Source organism: Pseudomonas sp. HP_08, assembly GCF_055284095.1.
The window spans coordinates 160,524-176,359 of record NZ_JBTOQC010000006.1 but is presented as its reverse complement, the minus strand read 5'-3'; the positions used below and the strand labels follow the sequence as shown (position 1 = coordinate 176,359).

At 62.5% G+C, this 15,836-nt stretch carries 16 protein-coding genes; 12 read left to right on the top strand and 4 right to left on the bottom strand.

Annotated elements, in window-relative coordinates:
- Positions 1-43 precede the first annotated feature (43 nt).
- The 7 genes from ACYAS9_RS07760 to ACYAS9_RS07730 all read left to right on the top strand — a co-directional run bounded on the left by ACYAS9_RS07760 (position 44) and on the right by ACYAS9_RS07730 (position 9,143).
- Complete coding sequence (locus ACYAS9_RS07760) at positions 44-2,428, top strand: TonB-dependent siderophore receptor (RefSeq protein WP_463567727.1); 2,385 nt, start codon at positions 44-46, stop codon at positions 2,426-2,428.
- Between the two features lie 221 nt (positions 2,429-2,649).
- Positions 2,650-4,797, top strand: coding sequence for a TonB-dependent siderophore receptor (locus ACYAS9_RS07755; RefSeq protein ID WP_463567760.1), 2,148 nt, complete (start codon positions 2,650-2,652; stop codon positions 4,795-4,797).
- Between the two features lie 22 nt (positions 4,798-4,819).
- Entirely contained in the window at positions 4,820-5,869 is a 1,050-nt protein-coding gene (locus ACYAS9_RS07750; RefSeq protein WP_463567726.1) for a PstS family phosphate ABC transporter substrate-binding protein, read from the top strand.
- A complete protein-coding gene (locus ACYAS9_RS07745) occupies positions 5,866-6,879 on the top strand; it encodes a PstS family phosphate ABC transporter substrate-binding protein (protein ID WP_463567725.1) in 1,014 nt (337 codons plus the stop codon). Before ACYAS9_RS07750 ends, ACYAS9_RS07745 begins: the two co-directional genes overlap by 4 nt.
- Positions 6,880-7,014: 135 nt before the next feature.
- The gene (locus ACYAS9_RS07740; protein WP_463567724.1) at positions 7,015-8,061 is read left to right on the top strand and encodes a hydrolase; all 1,047 of its coding nucleotides are present in this window, start codon (positions 7,015-7,017) and stop codon (positions 8,059-8,061) included.
- 45 nt (positions 8,062-8,106) lie between these two features.
- Positions 8,107-8,832: an AzlC family ABC transporter permease gene (locus ACYAS9_RS07735; RefSeq protein WP_463567723.1), complete on the top strand. Its 726-nt coding sequence runs from the start codon at positions 8,107-8,109 to the stop codon at positions 8,830-8,832.
- The gene (locus ACYAS9_RS07730) at positions 8,829-9,143 is read left to right on the top strand and encodes an AzlD domain-containing protein (RefSeq protein WP_463567722.1); all 315 of its coding nucleotides are present in this window, start codon (positions 8,829-8,831) and stop codon (positions 9,141-9,143) included. The genes ACYAS9_RS07735 and ACYAS9_RS07730 overlap by 4 nt, the downstream gene beginning before the upstream one ends.
- Before the next feature lie 8 nt (positions 9,144-9,151).
- Here the strand turns inward: ACYAS9_RS07730 and ACYAS9_RS07725 are convergent, their stop codons facing one another.
- Complete coding sequence (locus ACYAS9_RS07725) at positions 9,152-10,006, bottom strand: sulfurtransferase (protein WP_463567721.1); 855 nt, start codon at positions 10,004-10,006, stop codon at positions 9,152-9,154.
- Positions 10,007-10,251: 245 nt separating this feature from the next.
- Between ACYAS9_RS07725 and coaD the strand changes: the two genes are divergently transcribed.
- The gene (gene coaD / locus ACYAS9_RS07720; protein ID WP_463567720.1) at positions 10,252-10,734 is read left to right on the top strand and encodes a pantetheine-phosphate adenylyltransferase; all 483 of its coding nucleotides are present in this window, start codon (positions 10,252-10,254) and stop codon (positions 10,732-10,734) included.
- 111 nt (positions 10,735-10,845) lie between these two features.
- Entirely contained in the window at positions 10,846-11,097 is a 252-nt protein-coding gene (locus tag ACYAS9_RS07715) for a YfhL family 4Fe-4S dicluster ferredoxin (RefSeq protein ID WP_087268466.1), read from the top strand.
- 13 nt (positions 11,098-11,110) lie between these two features.
- Here the strand turns inward: ACYAS9_RS07715 and ACYAS9_RS07710 are convergent, their stop codons facing one another.
- From ACYAS9_RS07710 to ACYAS9_RS07700, 3 genes are all read right to left on the bottom strand, one after another.
- Positions 11,111-11,452, bottom strand: a complete 342-nt coding sequence (locus ACYAS9_RS07710) for a multidrug transporter (protein ID WP_463567719.1) — start codon at positions 11,450-11,452, stop codon at positions 11,111-11,113.
- A 109-nt stretch (positions 11,453-11,561) separates the two neighbouring features.
- The gene (gene mutM / locus ACYAS9_RS07705) at positions 11,562-12,374 is read right to left on the bottom strand and encodes a bifunctional DNA-formamidopyrimidine glycosylase/DNA-(apurinic or apyrimidinic site) lyase (RefSeq protein ID WP_463567718.1); all 813 of its coding nucleotides are present in this window, start codon (positions 12,372-12,374) and stop codon (positions 11,562-11,564) included.
- Positions 12,375-12,392: 18 nt separating this feature from the next.
- Complete coding sequence (locus tag ACYAS9_RS07700; RefSeq protein WP_463567759.1) at positions 12,393-13,205, bottom strand: HDOD domain-containing protein; 813 nt, start codon at positions 13,203-13,205, stop codon at positions 12,393-12,395.
- A 226-nt stretch (positions 13,206-13,431) separates the two neighbouring features.
- On the opposite strand from ACYAS9_RS07700, the gene ACYAS9_RS07695 reads away from it, so the two are divergent.
- From ACYAS9_RS07695 to ACYAS9_RS07685, 3 genes are all read left to right on the top strand, one after another.
- Entirely contained in the window at positions 13,432-13,971 is a 540-nt protein-coding gene (locus ACYAS9_RS07695; protein WP_463567717.1) for a type 1 glutamine amidotransferase domain-containing protein, read from the top strand.
- Positions 13,972-14,052: 81 nt separating this feature from the next.
- The gene (locus ACYAS9_RS07690; RefSeq protein WP_463567716.1) at positions 14,053-15,249 is read left to right on the top strand and encodes a class I SAM-dependent rRNA methyltransferase; all 1,197 of its coding nucleotides are present in this window, start codon (positions 14,053-14,055) and stop codon (positions 15,247-15,249) included.
- 410 nt (positions 15,250-15,659) lie between these two features.
- Positions 15,660-15,803 (top strand): hypothetical protein, encoded by a 144-nt coding sequence (locus ACYAS9_RS07685; RefSeq protein WP_463567715.1) that lies wholly within the window; start codon positions 15,660-15,662, stop codon positions 15,801-15,803.
- Positions 15,804-15,836 lie beyond the last annotated feature (33 nt).

The following is a 15,836-nucleotide window of genomic DNA, read 5'->3' as shown; positions in this document are numbered from 1 at the left end:
GTCGCCCCGCCAATGAGATATATTCGCATTTCCATGATCGACGATGAGCCGAGCTTCGATGCGCAGCCTGTGGCGACCCTTATTGATGTCCTGCGCCCTGAGCCTGTCGTTACCCACGCAAGCGGCGGACCCGGCTCGCTACAGCATCAACCTCGCCGCTCAATCGCTGACCGACGCCCTGGCCGCACTCAGCCGCCAGACCGGGCAGAACATCGTCTACACCGACGAACAACCCTACCGGCTACAGGCTCCAGCGTTAAGCGGGCAATGGAGCGTCGAACAGGCCCTGACCCGCTTGCTGGCCGGCACCGCCCTGACCTTTCAGCGCATCGATGAACGTACCCTGGCGCTGACAGCGCCCATCACTGCCGATATCGGCGCAGGCTCGTTGCAGTTACAGCCCTTGCGCATCGACAGCCAGCGCCCTGACAGCTATCAGCCGCAAAGCACCACCCGCATCAATCATTCCAGAGCGTCATGGCTGGAGCAGCCGCAGTCCATCAGCCGCGTGCCGAGCGCCGTGTTGCAGGACCAGCAACCGCGCAATCTGGACGATGCGTTGCGCCATGTCAGCGGCGTGACCCAAGGCAATACGCTGGGCAGCACCCAGGACACGCTGATCAAGCGCGGCTTTGGCGATAACCGCGACGGCTCGATCCTGCGCGACGGCATGCCGGTGGTGCAGGGGCGCAATTTCAACGCCACGACCGAGAGCATCGAAGTGCTCAAGGGCCCCGCCGCCCTGTTGTATGGCATTCAGGACCCTGGCGGGGTCATCAATGTGCTGACCAAAACCCCACAGTTGCAGACCCGTAACGAGGTACAGGCCAAGACCTCGCTGTACGCCCATGGCCGCGCCGGCACGGCCACGACACTGGACAGCACCGGGCCCTTGGGCGACAGCGGGCTGGCCGGGCGGCTGATTCTCGATCATCAGGATGAAGACTACTGGCGCAACTATGGCGTGCGCCGCGAAAGCCTGGTCGCGCCGTCGCTGGCCTGGTATGGCGAGCAGGACGAACTGCTGCTGGCCTGGGAGCAGCGCCGCTTCGTGACGCCTTTCGACCGGGGCACGGCCATCGACCCGAGCACCGGCCGGGTACTCGACATCCCTTATGACCGGCGCCTGGACGAGCCCTTCAACGACATGACCGGGCGCTCGCACCTGCTGCGCCTGAACTACCGCCATACATTGGCCAATGACTGGGAGCTGCGCGGGGCCTACAGCTACAACAAGGAAACCTACGACGCTTATCAGGTGCGGATCACCGCCGTGAACCCGCGCGCCGGCACCCTGACGCGCAGCATGGACGGCACGCTGGGCTCGTTGAGCCGCGACCAGCAAGGCCAGCTTGAGCTGTCGGGCAGCACGCGCTGGCTGGGCATCGAGCACGACATTCTGGCCGGGCTGAGCACCGAACACCGGCTGTATTTTCGCCGCGACCTGTTGCGCCAGACCAGCCAGAGCACCTTCAGCTATCGCAACCCGGTGTATGGCCGCGAGGTCGTGCCCACGCAGGTGTCGGACAGCGCCAGCGATCAGCTCGACCGCCTGCGCACCCACGCGCTGTACCTGCGCGACACCCTGAACCTGAGCGAGCAGTGGAGCGCGATACTCGGTGTGCGCGTGTTGAGCTACGACCAGTACGCCGGTCGCGGCCGCCCGTTTCACGCCAATACCGATATCAACGGCACCGCCTGGGTGCCCAGTGCCGGGCTGGTGTACCGCTTTGCCCCGGACTGGTCGTGGTACGCCAGCTACAGCGAATCGTTCAAGCCCAACTCCAGCATTGCGCCGCTGAACGCCGCCAGCGCGCAGATCATCGACTCCAGCATCAAGCCCGAGCAGGCCAGTGCCTGGGAAACCGGACTCAAGTTCGAGCAAGCGGACGGGCTGTCGGCCAGCCTTGCGCTGTACGACATTCGCAAGCGCAACGTGCTGGTCAGCGAAACGGTCGACGATTTGCCGGTCAGCCGCAATGCCGGCGCGGTGCGCTCGCGCGGCCTGGAACTGGAAGCCAGCGGGCGCCTGGCCGAGCGCTGGCAACTGATGTTCGCCTACAGTTTCACCGACGCCTGGGTCACCCGCGACCCGACCCTGCAAGGCAAACCGCTGCAAAACGTGCCACGCCACAGCGGCTCGCTGTACCTCAGCCATGACCTGAGCGACAGCCTGCACCTGGGCGGCGGCCCACGCTATGTCGGCGAACGGGCCATCGACCCGGCCAACAGCTTCCCGCTACCGGCCTACACCGTCACCGACGTGTTCGCCCGCTACGACACGCGCCTGGGCGAGCACAAGGCGAGCCTGCAACTGAACATCAACAACCTGTTCGACCGGCACTACTACACCTCCAGCGTCAGCCAGTACTTCGTCTCGATGGGCGATGCACGCCAGTGGGTGCTGTCGGCACGCCTGGAGTTCTAAGACCTCGTAATACGGCCCCGTAGGACCGACTTTAGTCGGGAAGCAGACACCGCATAACGGCCTTCCCGGCTAAAGCCGGTCCTGCGGGATCCCAGCGATCTTTGCAGCAACATGCAAATAATTTTCATTTTTATGTGAGGTGTTTGCCCTCGGCGTCCGTGCAGTGAGTGAGAAAAGCAGAATTTGCCCACTTTCACTTCACCGACGAGCAGAGCATCCGCATGAAATCCAGGCAGCCCACCGCATTTGCCCCACTAACCTGCGCCAGCAGCGTGTTGTTGTTGAGCCTGGCGCAACCGGCGTGGGCCGCCGAGACCGTGGAGCTGGGCGATATCAATATCGACAGCACGCGCCTGAGCCAGACCACCACGCAAAAGAGCCAGACCAGCTACCAGGCCGTGGCCTCGACCGTAGCCTCGCGCACCGAAACGCCGCTGGTCGAGACGCCGGCGTCGGTCAATGTCGTGACCCAGCGCGCGATTGCCGACCGCAGCCCGCAAAGCCTGGACGAAGCGATCAATACCGTCAGCGGCGTCAAGCAGGGCAACACCCTGGGCGGCACGCAGGATGCGATCATCAAGCGGGGCTTTGGCACCAACCGCGACAACTCGATCATGCGCGACGGCATGCAGTCGGTGCAGGCGCGTAACTTCACCCCGACCACCGAGCGCGTCGAAGTGCTCAAGGGCCCGGCCTCGATGCTCTATGGCGTGCAGGACCCGGGCGGCGTGATCAACGTGGTCACCAAGAAGCCGCAACTGACCCAGGCCACTTCGGTGTCGGGCTGGGGCACCAGTTTCGGCGGCGGTGGCGGTCAGTTCGACAGCACCGGTCCCCTGGGCGACAGCGGCCTGGCCTATCGGCTGATCTACGACAAGCAAGAGTCCGACTACTGGCGCAACTTCGGCAGCATCGACCAGGAAGTGTTTGCGCCGTCGCTGTCCTGGTTCGGTGAAGACACCACCCTGACCGCCGCCTACGAGCACATGGAATACTCGGTGCCGTTCGACCGTGGCACGCAGATCAACACCACCACCGGCAAGGTGCTGGATATTCCGCGCAAGCGCCGCCTGGACGAGCACTTCAACATCACCACCGGCCGCTCCGATGCCCTGAACCTCAACGCCGAGCACCGCCTCAACGAGCAATGGACGCTCAAGGCCGGCTACGGCTACAGCCGCAATTACTACAACGACCAGCAGTCGCGCTATATCTCGGCCAACTTCACCACCGGCCAAGTCACCCGCCGTGGCGATGCCACCCGTGATGCCGAGCAGGAAGCCCACACCGCCACGCTGAATGCGCTGGGCAACCTGGAGTTCGCCGGCATGCGCCACGAATTGCTGGTGGGCGTCGACTACATGAAGAACGAACGGCACCTGGGCGACCTGATCCGTAACGTCAACGACACCGGCTTCAACTACAACAACCCGGTCTATGGCCTGGTGCCGACACCCAGCCGGGTCAGCGCCGCCAACAGCGAGCAGACCGATGAACTGCACACCCATGCACTGTTCATTCAGGACTCGATCCACCTGAGCGACAACTGGATCCTGCAGGCCGGCCTGCGCCATGAGTCGTTCACCGAAATGACCGGCAAGGGCCGGCCATTCGTGGTCGGTGCCGATGTCGATCGCAGCAAGACCGTGCCGCGTCTGGGCCTGGTGTACATGATCCAGCCGGACTGGTCGGTGTACGGTAGCTACACCGAGTCGTTCCGCCCCAACACCTCGATCGCCACGGTGATCGGCGACCTGGCGCCCGAAGAAGGCAAAGCCTGGGAGATCGGCACCAAGTTCCAGAACGATTACCTGACTGCCAGCCTGGCGGCCTTCAACATCGTCAAGGAAAACGTGCAGACCAGTGTCGCCTGCGGCAGCGAAACCTGCACCCGCCTGGGTGGCGAAGCGCGCTCGCGCGGGGTCGAGCTGGACGTGACCGGGCAGATCAACGCCCAGTGGAGCGTAACCGCCAGCTACGCCTATAACGACACCGAATGGACCAAGGACCCGATCCTGAAAGGCCAGCCGCTGGACGGCGTATCGAAAAACACCGCTGCCCTGTACCTGACCCGCGACTTCGGCCATGTCGGCATCGGCGACCTGCGCGCAGGCTTCGGCGGCCGCTACATGAGCAAGTGGGGCGCCAACGACGGCGCAGGCACCGAGTACTGGCTGCCGTCGGCAAAAGTGGCCGATGCCTTTGTCAGCTACAAGCTCAAGCTCGACCAGAAAGACGTGACCCTGCAACTGAACCTGAAAAACCTGTTCGACGAGACCTATTACGTGTCCAACAGCGGCCTGGGTTCGCCGGCGATTGCCATCGGCGAACCGCGTCAGGTCATCGGCAAAGTCACCGTAGCGTTCTAAGCCTCTCAGCCAGGGAATCGTCATGATCGCTTCTATGCCCAGGGCGCTGTTGCTGGTGAGCGCCGTGCTGCTTGCCAGCCAGACGCTCGCCGCTACAGCCCCAAACCTTGACCCGCAGCTGGAGGCTTATCGGCCCCAGCCTGCGGCGTTGCCTGCCCAGGCCCGCTACCTCAATGCCGACGGTGCGATTCGCATCGGCGGCGCCGAACATGTGCGCTATATCGTCGAGCGCTTCAATGCCGCCTTGCACCAGCACCATCCCGAGTGGCGTTTTGTCGACGAGTCCAAAGGCACTACCAGCGCCGTGCCGCTGCTGACCCACGGCGTGACGCTGTTCGGCGCCATGGGCCGGGAGATCAACCCGCTGGAAATCCAGGCCTACCGCAAGATCGTCGGCAGCGCACCGCTGGAAATCCGCATCGCCCATGCCGCCAATGACACCTCGCAGCACTTGGCGACGTCGCTGGCGGTGTACGTCAACCGCGATAACCCGCTGACCCGCATCAGTGCCACGCAGGTCAGCCGGGCGCTGAGCATCGGCAACCCGCAAGGCGACCTGTCGACCTGGGGCCAACTGGGGCTGGCCGATGAATGGCGCGAGCGGCGCATTCATCCCTTCGGCACGCCTGAGTTCACCGGCTTTGGCACCTACATGCAAAGCAACCAGCTGGACGGCCGAGCGTTGACGCCGGGTTATGAAGCCTATGGCAATACCAAGGCGATCCTTGCCCGTCTGGCGGCGGACCCGGCCGGCCTGGCGGTCGCCGCCATCGGTCTGGAAAACGAGCGGATCAAGCAACTGCCCATCGTCGATGAGCGCGATGGCAGCCTGAGCACCGGTACACCGGATCAGATTCTTGCCGACCGTTACCCTTATGGCCGCTACCTGTATCTGTACCTGCGCCGAGAACCCGGCAAGGCGGTGGACCCGGTCGCCCGGGAATACCTGCGCCTGGTGCTGTCGCGCGAAGGCCAGCAGATCATCGCCAGCCAGGCCAATGGCTACTTCCCGCTGAGCGCCGAACAGGCACGGGCCGAACTGGCCAGACTTGATGAGGTGGCAGCGCCATGAACAGGTTTTTCAAATCAGCGCTGTGTGTGCTGACCGGCCTTGCTTGCCTGGGCACAGCACAGGCCGAGGCTTTGCAGCCGCCCACTCAGGCCAGCTACCTGACCACTGACGGCGCGATTGCAATCATCGGCAACGATGGCATGCAAACCCTGGTCGAACAGCTCAACGCGCTGTTTGTGCGCCAGCATCCGGGCTTTCGCTTTGCCGTGACCGCCAAGGGTTCGTCGGTCGCCCTGCCCGCGCTGACCGCCGGCGCCACCGCCATAGCGCCCATGTCGCGCGAGCCATGGCTGGGCGACATGAATGCCTTCGTGCAGGTCTTCGAGCGCAAACCGCTGGCGATCCGCATCGGCTACTCGGGTCATGGCCCGCGCGCCAACGGCAAGACGCCGCCTGCGGTGTATGTCCACCCGGACAACCCGCTGGCACAGCTGGACCTGCAGCAACTGGCCCGAATCGTCACCGCCGGCCAGCCGCAAGGCGATCTCACGACCTGGGGACAACTGGGCCTGGACGGCGCCTGGCAGCTACGGCGCATCCACGTCTATGGCTTGCGTGACGACGGCGGCTTTGCCACCAACCAGCGCATCGATCGCTTCGGGGCTTATCCCTTCAGCCCGCGCTACGAGGCGCTGGACAGCCGTGAGGCGGTGCTTGCAGCGGTGGCCAAAGACCCTTATGGCATCGGCCTGACCGGTTGGGTCGAGGCCGGCAAGATCGCCCCGCAATTGCGCATCGTGCCGCTCAGCAGCAAGCCCGGCGAACCCGCCTACAGTCCGGCGCTGGCCGATGTGGCCAAGGGCGCTTATCCGCTGTCGGCGGGGTTGTACCTCATGGTCAATCACGCCCCGGACCAGTCACTGGCACCGTTTATCAAGGCGTACCTGCGCCTGGCCTTGAGCGATGAGGGTCAGGCACTGGTGCGCGCGCAGACCGCCAGCGAAGAGGGCTATGTACCGCTCAGCGCCCAGGACCTGGCGCTGGAACGGCGCAAGCTCGAAGGGCTTTGATGGCCAACGGGCGGTTGCACTGGCAATCGCCCGATACGGCCTGGCATTGGCACCATTGGGGCAATCAGCCCTTACATCTGGCCCGACTTGATGGCAACGTAGGCAACGACTTTGTCTGGACCGACGATTGACGCCATGCCCTCGCCTTCCTTCCATCCCCTCCACGTCAGCCCCTTCGTGCCCGCCACCGGGCTGGGCAATCCGCACCTGCAAACCCTCTGGGGACCGTTATTGCGCCGGGGCATGCCGATCGAGCGAACCCGCGAGCGCATGTGGCTGGACGATGGCGACTTTCTCGACCTGGACTGGCATGGCCCGCACCAGCCCGAGACACCGCTGGTGCTGGTATTGCACGGGCTGACCGGCTCGGCGAATTCGCCGTATGTGGTGGGTTTGCAACGGGCCATGATGGCGCAGGGCTGGGCCAGCGTGGCGCTCAACTGGCGCGGCTGTTCGGGCGAGCCCAACCTGCGTTCGCGCAGTTATCACTCCGGCGCCAGCGAAGACCTGGCGGCGGTCATCGCCCATCTGCGCGCCAGGCGACCGCAGGCACCGCTGTATGCGGTGGGCTATTCGCTGGGCGGCAATGTGCTGCTCAAGTACCTGGGCGAGTCGGGCGACTACAGCCAATTGCTCGGCGCCGTCGCGGTGTCGGTGCCGTTTCGGCTGGACCAGTGCGCCAATCGTATGAGCCAGGGCTTCTCGAAGGTCTACCAACGGCACTTCATGCGCGAGATGCTCGGCTATATCCGCGACAAACAGCGACGTTTCCAGCATGAAGGGCTCAGCGAAGGCCTGGCCGAACTGGCCGCCCTCGGTTCGCTGGAAAACCTGCGCACCTTCTGGGACTTCGACGGCCGGGTGACCGCGCCCCTGCACGGCTTTGCCGATGCCGATGATTACTACCGACGCGCGTCCAGCCGCTATTTTCTCGGCCAGATCCGCACGCCGACGCTGATTATCCAGTCGCTCGACGACCCGTTCGTGTTCGCCCACAGCCTGCCGGAACCGGCCGAGCTTTCGTCGTGCATCGACTTCGAACTGCAAGCCCGCGGCGGGCATGTGGGGTTTGTCGAAGGCTCGCTGAAAAAGCCCCGGTATTACCTGGAGCGGCGCATTCCGTTGTGGCTGGGCATTGCCCATGAACGGGATAACCCGTACCCACGCAGCATGACGGTGTAGTTGCAAAAAGCATTAAGATGCGCGGCACAAGGAGGTGGTATTCCCATGTCACGCAGTCATCTGTTTTATCGCGGTCTTCGCGACAGTGTGCCGATGCAGGTCGGTATCGCGCCGTTTGGCATCATTTTCGGCACGCTGGCCGGGGTTGGCGGGCTTTCGCTGTTGCAGGCGGTGGGCATGTCGGCGCTGGTGTATGCAGGCTCGGCGCAATTTATCGTCATCAGCCTGCTGGGCTCCGGCGCCAGTGCAGCGGTGATTCTGCTGACCACGCTGGTGGTCAACCTGCGCCATGTGCTGTACAGCGCGACCCTGCAGCCGCAGGTGAGTGCGCTGCCACAACGCTGGCGGATATTGCTGGCGTTCTGGCTGACCGACGAAACCTTTGCCGTGGTGCAGCGCTTTTATCTGGTCCATGGCCGCACGCCGCAGGCGCACTGGTACTGGCTGGGCGTGGCCACGGCGTTGTACACCTGCTGGGTTGGCAGTTCGCTGATCGGCGTGTTGTTCGGCCAGGCCGTGCCGGACATGGCAGGCTGGGGGCTGGAGTTCGCCATGCTGGCCACGTTCATCGGCATTGTCGTGCCGATGTTGCGCAACCGGCCGCAGATCGCCGCCGCGCTGGTGGCCGGCGGCGTTGCCTTGTTGACCTATGAACTGCCCTACAAGCTAGGGCTGATGGCCGCCGCGTTCAGCGGCATCGTCGCCGGCGTGCTGCTGGAACGCAGGCGTCCGGCAGCGGTGCAGGAAAATGCCGGCGAGGTGAAGTCATGAGCTTCTGGTGGCTGGTGGCAGCCATGACCGCGATTACCTTTGTGCTGCGTTACAGCCTGTTCGCCTGGCCGGGCCTGAGCTTTCCACCCGTGGTGCGCCAGGCTTTGCACTATGTGCCGACGGCGGTGCTGACCGCTATCGTGGTGCCCGGCATGTTGCTGCCCGATGGCCAGAACTGGCAGGTGTCGTTGAGCAATCCTTATCTGCTGGGCGGCATTGCCTGCATCGGCATCGCCGCCCTGACCCGCAACCTGCTGGCGACCATCGGTGGCGGGCTGGCGGTGTTTTTTCTGTTGCGCTGGATTCTTTAAAGCCTGAATCAGGCGCCGGTCGCCACTTCGCGGCGGGCGTCGGTGATCCACTCGCTCCAGGAACCGGCATACAGCGCGCCCAGCGGGTAACCGGCCAGCGCCATCGCGAACAGGTTATGGCAGGCGGTCACGCCAGAGCCGCAATAGGCCACCAGGTCCGTGGGCGAGCGACCTTGCAGGGCCTGGGCGAAACGCTCGTGCAGTTGCGCCGCCGGCAGAAAACGCCCATCGGCGCCAAGGTTATCGGTGAAGGCCAGGCATTGCGCGCCCGGAATATGCCCGGCGACCGGGTCGATAGGCTCGACCTCACCGCGAAAACGCGGTTCGGCGCGGGCATCGATCAGCGTCAGGGACGGACGCCCGAGCCGGCTTTGCAAACGCTCGGCACTCAACAGCAGCGACATGTCCGGCTCGCCCTTGAACTGGCCCGGCTTGTTGCCCGGCGCATCGAGGCTCAGCGGCAGGCCTGCCGCATGCCAGGCTTTCAGGCCGCCATCGAGCAGGTAAACACCGTCGCGCTTGCCCAGCCAGGCCAGCAACCACCAGGCACGGGCGGCGAAAGCACCGGGGCCGTCGTCGTACAGCACGATGTCGCTGTTATCGTTGATGCCCCAGCCACGCAGCTTCTCCAGCAGCACCTTGGGGTCGGGCAGCGGGTGACGGCCGGTCTTGCCCTTGGTCACCGGCCCGCTGAGGTCGCGCTCCAGATCCGCAAATGCAGCACCGTCGATATGCCCCTGAGCATAACTGCGCTGCCCGTAATCGGAGTCTTCCAGGGCAAAGCGGCAGTCGAGGATCACCAGATTCGGCGCCTGTTGCCGGGCGGCCAGCTCCCGGGGGCTGATCAGTTGCGCAATCGGCATAACGAACTCCTGTAGGCAGAAAAGCGAATAATCGGGCGGCGTGGCAAATAGCAACGCCAAGATATCGAGCATAGGCTGTGGCAGCCGATGACGTCGACTGGCCTTTGGTATGCCCGCTTTCAACCGCCTTGCCGGTGGCCGATTATCGGCGCTTGTTACTTAGGTCGAAAGGCTCTTGGCTTGGCCCCTGCAAGCGGCTGCGATACCATCCGAGTCCCTCAACGGATTCCTTACAGGACCGCGCGATGAATAGAGTGTTGTATCCAGGCACCTTCGACCCTATTACCAAGGGCCACGGCGATCTGGTCGAACGCGCCTCGCGCCTCTTCGATCACGTGATCATCGCGGTGGCGGCCAGCCCCAAGAAAAACCCGTTGTTCGGCCTGGAGCAGCGCGTGGAGCTGGCCCGCGAGGTCACCCGCCACCTGCCCAATGTCGAGGTGCTGGGCTTCTCCACCTTGCTGGCGCAGTTCGCCAAGGAGCAAGGCGCCAATGTACTGCTGCGCGGTCTGCGTGCGGTGTCGGACTTCGAATATGAATTCCAGCTGGCGAACATGAACCGGCAACTGGCACCGGACGTCGAAAGCCTGTTCCTGACGCCTTCGGAGCGTTACTCGTTCATTTCTTCGACGCTGGTCCGGGAAATTGCGGCGCTGGGCGGCGATATCACCAAGTTCGTGCACCCGGCGGTGGCCGAGGCATTGAACGAGCGCTTCAAGCGCCCTTGATCTGCTGGAAGTGAGCTGACTGTAAGCTCAGGGTGCATCCCGAGACCTAATGCGGCACAATTCGCCGCATTGGTTTTCATGTGCCCGGTCCCCCCGCGGCAGGAGTGTTGCATGTCCCTTATCATCACTGACGATTGCATCAACTGCGACGTTTGCGAACCCGAGTGCCCGAACGAAGCGATTTCACAGGGTGAAGAGATCTACGTGATCAACCCCAGCCTGTGCACCGAATGCGTCGGCCATTACGACGAGCCGCAGTGCCAGCAGGTCTGCCCGGTCGATTGCATCCCGCTGGATGAAAACCGCGTCGAGAGCAAGGACGAGCTGATGAGCAAGTACCTCATCATCACCGGCAAGGCCTGATCGCTATCCCTGATTACTCCTGCTCGCCGTAACGATCGCCGGTACAGCCCAGGCAACGCACAAAGGCGGCCTTGGCCGGGTCGACCACCAGCGCCTTGCCGGTGCGGCCGATGCCACCGCCGGTCGCGGTAAAGGGCAAGGCCACCACAAACAGCGCAGTGCCGGCCACGGTTGCGGCAATCAGCAGCGGCCGGGCGATCAGCAGGTCGCCGATCATGGCGAAAGCAGGCGGGTTCTGGATTTCGTAGGCCGGGTTGCCCTCACCGGTGGGGTGATCGAAGCTGGCCATGGCGGGCATGGCCTGCACGCCGATGAACAAGGCCAAGGTAACGGCGAGAATGCGGAACGGGCTCATGCTGGATCCTTCGGCTGCACGGTTTGAATGCGCTTAACTATAAACAGCGGCAAGGGTTAAGCAAGGGCCGCACGCCGGCACTGTGTAAAGGCTTTGTGTGCCGGGCTTTTCAGCGCTGACACTTGGGGCAGAAGACACTGGCACGCTGGCCCAGCTTGACCTCGCGCAGCAGGCTGCCACAGACCTTGCACGGTTGCCCGCCACGCCCGTAAGCGAACAGCTCCTGCTGAAAATACCCAGGCTTGCCGTCGCCGCCGATGAAATCGCGCAAGGTGGTGCCGCCGCGCTCGATGGCATGCGCCAGGATGCGTTTGATCTCGATGGCCAGCTTCAGATAACGCGCGCTGGAAATGCTTCCGGCCTCGCGGCGCGGATCGATGCCAGCCGCGAACAGCGCTTCGGTGGCGTAGATATTGCCCACCCCGACCACCACCGCGTTGTCCATGATGAACGGCTTGACCGCCATCGACTTGCCACGCGAGCGCTCGAACAACCGCGCGCCGTCGAACAGGTCGGTCAGCGGCTCCGGCCCCAGCCGCACCAGCAGTTCGTGGTTATGCGGATCAAGGCTCCAGAGCATCGCGCCGAAACGTCGCGGGTCGGTGTAGCGCAGCGCCATCCCCGACTCCAGCTCGATGTCGACATGCTCATGCTTGAGCGCCGGCAGCCCGGCCTCGACCAGGCGCAGGTTGCCCGACATCCCCAAGTGGCTGATCAGTGTCCCGACCTCGGCCTGAATCAGCAGGTACTTGGCCCGCCGGCTGACCTCGACGATGCGCTGCCCGGACAAGCGCACATCCAGGTCTTCGGGGATCGGCCAGCGCAGACGGTGGTCACGCACGATCACGCGGCTGACGCGCTGCCCTTGCAGATGCGGCGCAATGCCCCGGCGGGTGGTTTCGACTTCAGGTAATTCGGGCATGGGGAACTCAGGTTGTGATCAGTGTCCGCTCAATTCGCGGATGCTTTCCTTGAGGTATTCGAAATCGTATTCGGACAAGCCGACGTAATCGAGCACCAGCGGGCCGACCGCCTCCCATTCGTGGTCTTCGTCCTGATTGCCCAGCACCCGATACGACTGGCAGATGTGTTCGGCCATCTTCAGCGGCCCCATCAGGTTCTTGAGCGGCGCGTTGCGGCTCGAATCGTCCTGGAAGATCGCCAGCGCATTGTGGTGGTTGGCAATCGCCGCACACAGGTGCTCGGGCAAGCGCCACGAGCGTGCGGTGTAATAGCCCACCACCGAGTGGTTGGTGTTGAAGGTGTCGTTTTCGGTGTCGACGATGCGCCAGTCGGCGGTGGCGCGCGCGTAGGCGTTTTCCAGCACCGGCATGTAGTCCGGGAAACGCTTGAGCATCAGCGGAATGCCGCAATCGTGAAACAGCCCCAGCGCGTAAGACTCATCGACCGTCTGCGAACCCAGGCGCTTGGCCAGGGTCAGGCTGGTCATGGCCACATCCTGGGCGCTGTCCCAGAAACGGTTGAGCGTAACGATGGTTTCATCGCTCATCTCACCCTTGATCGACTGGGCATTGATCAGGTTGATCACCGTGCGGCTGCCCAGCAGGTTCACGGCCCGATCAATCGAGGCGATCTTGTTCGACAGGCCGTAATGCGGCGAATTGACGATTTTCAGCAGCGCACCGGAAAGCCCCGGATCCTGCGAAATCAGCCGTGCGATCACGCCCAGATCAGGATCGGGCATGTACTGCTCCATCTGCAGATCGACCAGGATTTGCGGCTGCGGCGGCACACTGATGCCTTGCAGGGCAAGCTGGATCTGCTCTTGGGTCAACTCTTGGGACATAGATGCTTACTCGGGATCAGATCGGAATTCTGCCCCCTTAATCAGAAACGGTCCATCACCACCCGGTGATTTTTCATGAACTTTGCAGCGCCTCAGGCTTCGGACTCTTTAACACTGGCGCGCCGTAAACCTGTGTGCCAGATAACAGACCAAGCCGAGACAGGAGACGTTCATGTCCAGTTCACTGAGTGGGAAACGTGTTGCATTTCTGGTGACCGATGGTTTCGAGCAGGTCGAACTCACCGGCCCCAAAGAGGCGCTTGAAAAAGCCGGTGCCAAGGTCGAAATCCTCTCCAGCCAGGCCGGCAAGGTCAAAGGCTGGAATCACGACAAGCCGGCAGACGACTTCGAGGTCCATCGCACCTTTGTGCAGGCCAAGGATGAACACTACGACGCCGTGGTGCTGCCCGGCGGCGTGCAAAATTCCGACACCATTCGTGTGGATGAAGGCGCGCAACACATCGTGCGGCTGATCAATGGCCAGAACAAACCCCTGGCGGTGATTTGCCACGGCAGCTGGTTGCTGATTTCTGCCGAACTGGTCAAGGGCAAGACGCTCACCAGCTACAAGACCCTCAAGGACGACCTGGCCAATGCCGGTGCCCACTGGGTCGATGAAGAAGTGGTGACCGACGGTAATCTGATCAGCAGCCGCCAGCCCGACGATATCCCGGCCTTCAACAAGCGCCTGATCGAAGCGCTGTCTGTCTGAGACCCAGGGTTAATTCGCGTCCTTCCGGCCCTTGGCCGGGATGACGCGCTATACTCCCGCTCTTTTTTTCGGAGCGACGTCATGTCCCTGCCCAGCCTGCGCCTGAAAGCCAATGCCGACCGTCGCCTTCGTAACGGCCACCTGTGGGTCTACAGCAATGAAATCGACGTGGCCGCCACGCCGCTGAACAAATTCGCGGCCGGCGACCAGGCCGTGCTGGAAGCCGCCAACGGCAAGGCGCTGGGCATCGTCGCCATGAGCCCCAACAACCTGATTTGCGCGCGCCTGCTGTCGCGCGACATCAAGCTGCCGCTGGACAAGTCGCTGCTGGTACACCGCCTGAACGTGGCGCTGTCGCTGCGCGAGCGGCTGTTCGACAAGCCGTTCTACCGTCTGGTGTATGGCGACTCGGACCTGCTGCCGGGTCTGGTGGTCGACCGTTTCGACCATATTCTGGTAGTACAGCTGGCTTCGGCGACCATGGAGCAACACAAGGAAGACGTGGTCGCCGCTCTGGTGCAAGTGCTCAAGCCCAGCGGCATCCTGTTCAAGAACGACTCCAGCGCTCGCGACGCCGAAGGCCTGAACCGCTATGTCGAAACCGTTTACGGCGTAGTGCCTGAATGGGTCGCGCTGGAAGAAAACGGCGTGAAATTCGAAGCCCCGGTACTGGGCGGCCAGAAGACCGGCTGGTTCTACGACCACCGCATGAACCGCGCCCGCCTGGCCCCTTACGTCAAGAGCAAGCGCGTGCTGGACCTGTACAGCTACATCGGCGGCTGGGGCATCCAGGCCGGCGCGTTCGGCGCCAGCGAAGTGTTCTGCGTCGACGCCTCGGCCTTTGCACTGGACGGCGTTGAACGCAACGCAGCGCTGAACGGCTTTGCCGAGAAAGTGACCTGCATCGAAGGTGATGTGTTCGAAGCCCTGAAAGAACTCAAGGCCTCCGAAGAGCGTTTCGACGTGATCGTCGCCGACCCGCCCGCCTTCATCAAACGCAAGAAAGACCTGAAGAATGGCGAAGGCGCCTACCGCCGCCTGAACGAACAAGCCATGCGCCTGCTCAGCAAGGACGGCATCCTGGTCAGCGCCTCGTGCTCGATGCACCTGCCTGAAGACGACCTGCAAAACATCCTGCTGCAAAGCGCCCGTCACCTGGACCGCAACATTCAGTTGCTGGAGCGCGGCGGCCAGGGCCCGGACCACCCGGTGCACCCGGCGATTGTCGAGACGCGGTATATCAAGAGCATTACGTGCCGGTTGTTGCCCAATAGTTGAGGTTGATCAGACTCCCTTTGATGGCAGAGGGAGTCTGTCTTAAGGACCGCTATCCATTTACCTCGCGTCTCTATCACTCAAAACACCATCTATAAAAACCAGATCAGCAACCAAAACTCCCTCCCCACCTGCAGAAGACTGTCCTTACACCCTCCCCACGAACAGGTAAAACTCCAAGTACCTTAGCGGCCTATTCGAAATGGTTTAATACATCCTGTCCCTCCTGCTCGAAAATTTAAATTCAATAAAAATAACAAGTTACGAAAAATATTCACATATTTCTAACCATTTCCTACAAAACGCATTGAAAAAACTCACAACTCCAAACAATTTTCTTACCTTACAAGGCAGTAGGTATACCTTTATGGTTTTGGTTGTGGCAAGTCCGCCACCCAACCAGAGAGTAATTCATGAAAGCTAGTACTTCCCCTATCTCCGATCTGACTAAAAAACCAACCCAACACTTTTCGCTGGAAGCAAAGGCTGTATTGATCAAGCGAAAAGATATGAATGCCAGTGGCCATCATTGCCAAGGCGGCGGCGTCTGGCACTAAAAGAAATCTAACATAGCTAATATTACACTGCCT

Coding starts and splice junctions, on each gene's coding strand:
- ACYAS9_RS07740 (WP_463567724.1), top strand. CDS start 7,015: ATGCCCTCGCCTTCCTTCCATCCCCTCCACGTCAGCCCCTTCGTGCCC.
- ACYAS9_RS07690 (WP_463567716.1), top strand. CDS start 14,053: ATGTCCCTGCCCAGCCTGCGCCTGAAAGCCAATGCCGACCGTCGCCTT.
- ACYAS9_RS07695 (WP_463567717.1), top strand. CDS start 13,432: ATGTCCAGTTCACTGAGTGGGAAACGTGTTGCATTTCTGGTGACCGAT.
- ACYAS9_RS07725 (WP_463567721.1), bottom strand. CDS start 10,006: ATGCCGATTGCGCAACTGATCAGCCCCCGGGAGCTGGCCGCCCGGCAA.
- ACYAS9_RS07735 (WP_463567723.1), top strand. CDS start 8,107: ATGTCACGCAGTCATCTGTTTTATCGCGGTCTTCGCGACAGTGTGCCG.
- ACYAS9_RS07715 (WP_087268466.1), top strand. CDS start 10,846: ATGTCCCTTATCATCACTGACGATTGCATCAACTGCGACGTTTGCGAA.
- ACYAS9_RS07745 (WP_463567725.1), top strand. CDS start 5,866: ATGAACAGGTTTTTCAAATCAGCGCTGTGTGTGCTGACCGGCCTTGCT.
- ACYAS9_RS07755 (WP_463567760.1), top strand. CDS start 2,650: ATGAAATCCAGGCAGCCCACCGCATTTGCCCCACTAACCTGCGCCAGC.
- ACYAS9_RS07710 (WP_463567719.1), bottom strand. CDS start 11,452: ATGAGCCCGTTCCGCATTCTCGCCGTTACCTTGGCCTTGTTCATCGGC.
- ACYAS9_RS07730 (WP_463567722.1), top strand. CDS start 8,829: ATGAGCTTCTGGTGGCTGGTGGCAGCCATGACCGCGATTACCTTTGTG.
- ACYAS9_RS07750 (WP_463567726.1), top strand. CDS start 4,820: ATGATCGCTTCTATGCCCAGGGCGCTGTTGCTGGTGAGCGCCGTGCTG.
- ACYAS9_RS07760 (WP_463567727.1), top strand. CDS start 44: ATGAGCCGAGCTTCGATGCGCAGCCTGTGGCGACCCTTATTGATGTCC.
- ACYAS9_RS07685 (WP_463567715.1), top strand. CDS start 15,660: ATGAAAGCTAGTACTTCCCCTATCTCCGATCTGACTAAAAAACCAACC.
- coaD (WP_463567720.1), top strand. CDS start 10,252: ATGAATAGAGTGTTGTATCCAGGCACCTTCGACCCTATTACCAAGGGC.
- mutM (WP_463567718.1), bottom strand. CDS start 12,374: ATGCCCGAATTACCTGAAGTCGAAACCACCCGCCGGGGCATTGCGCCG.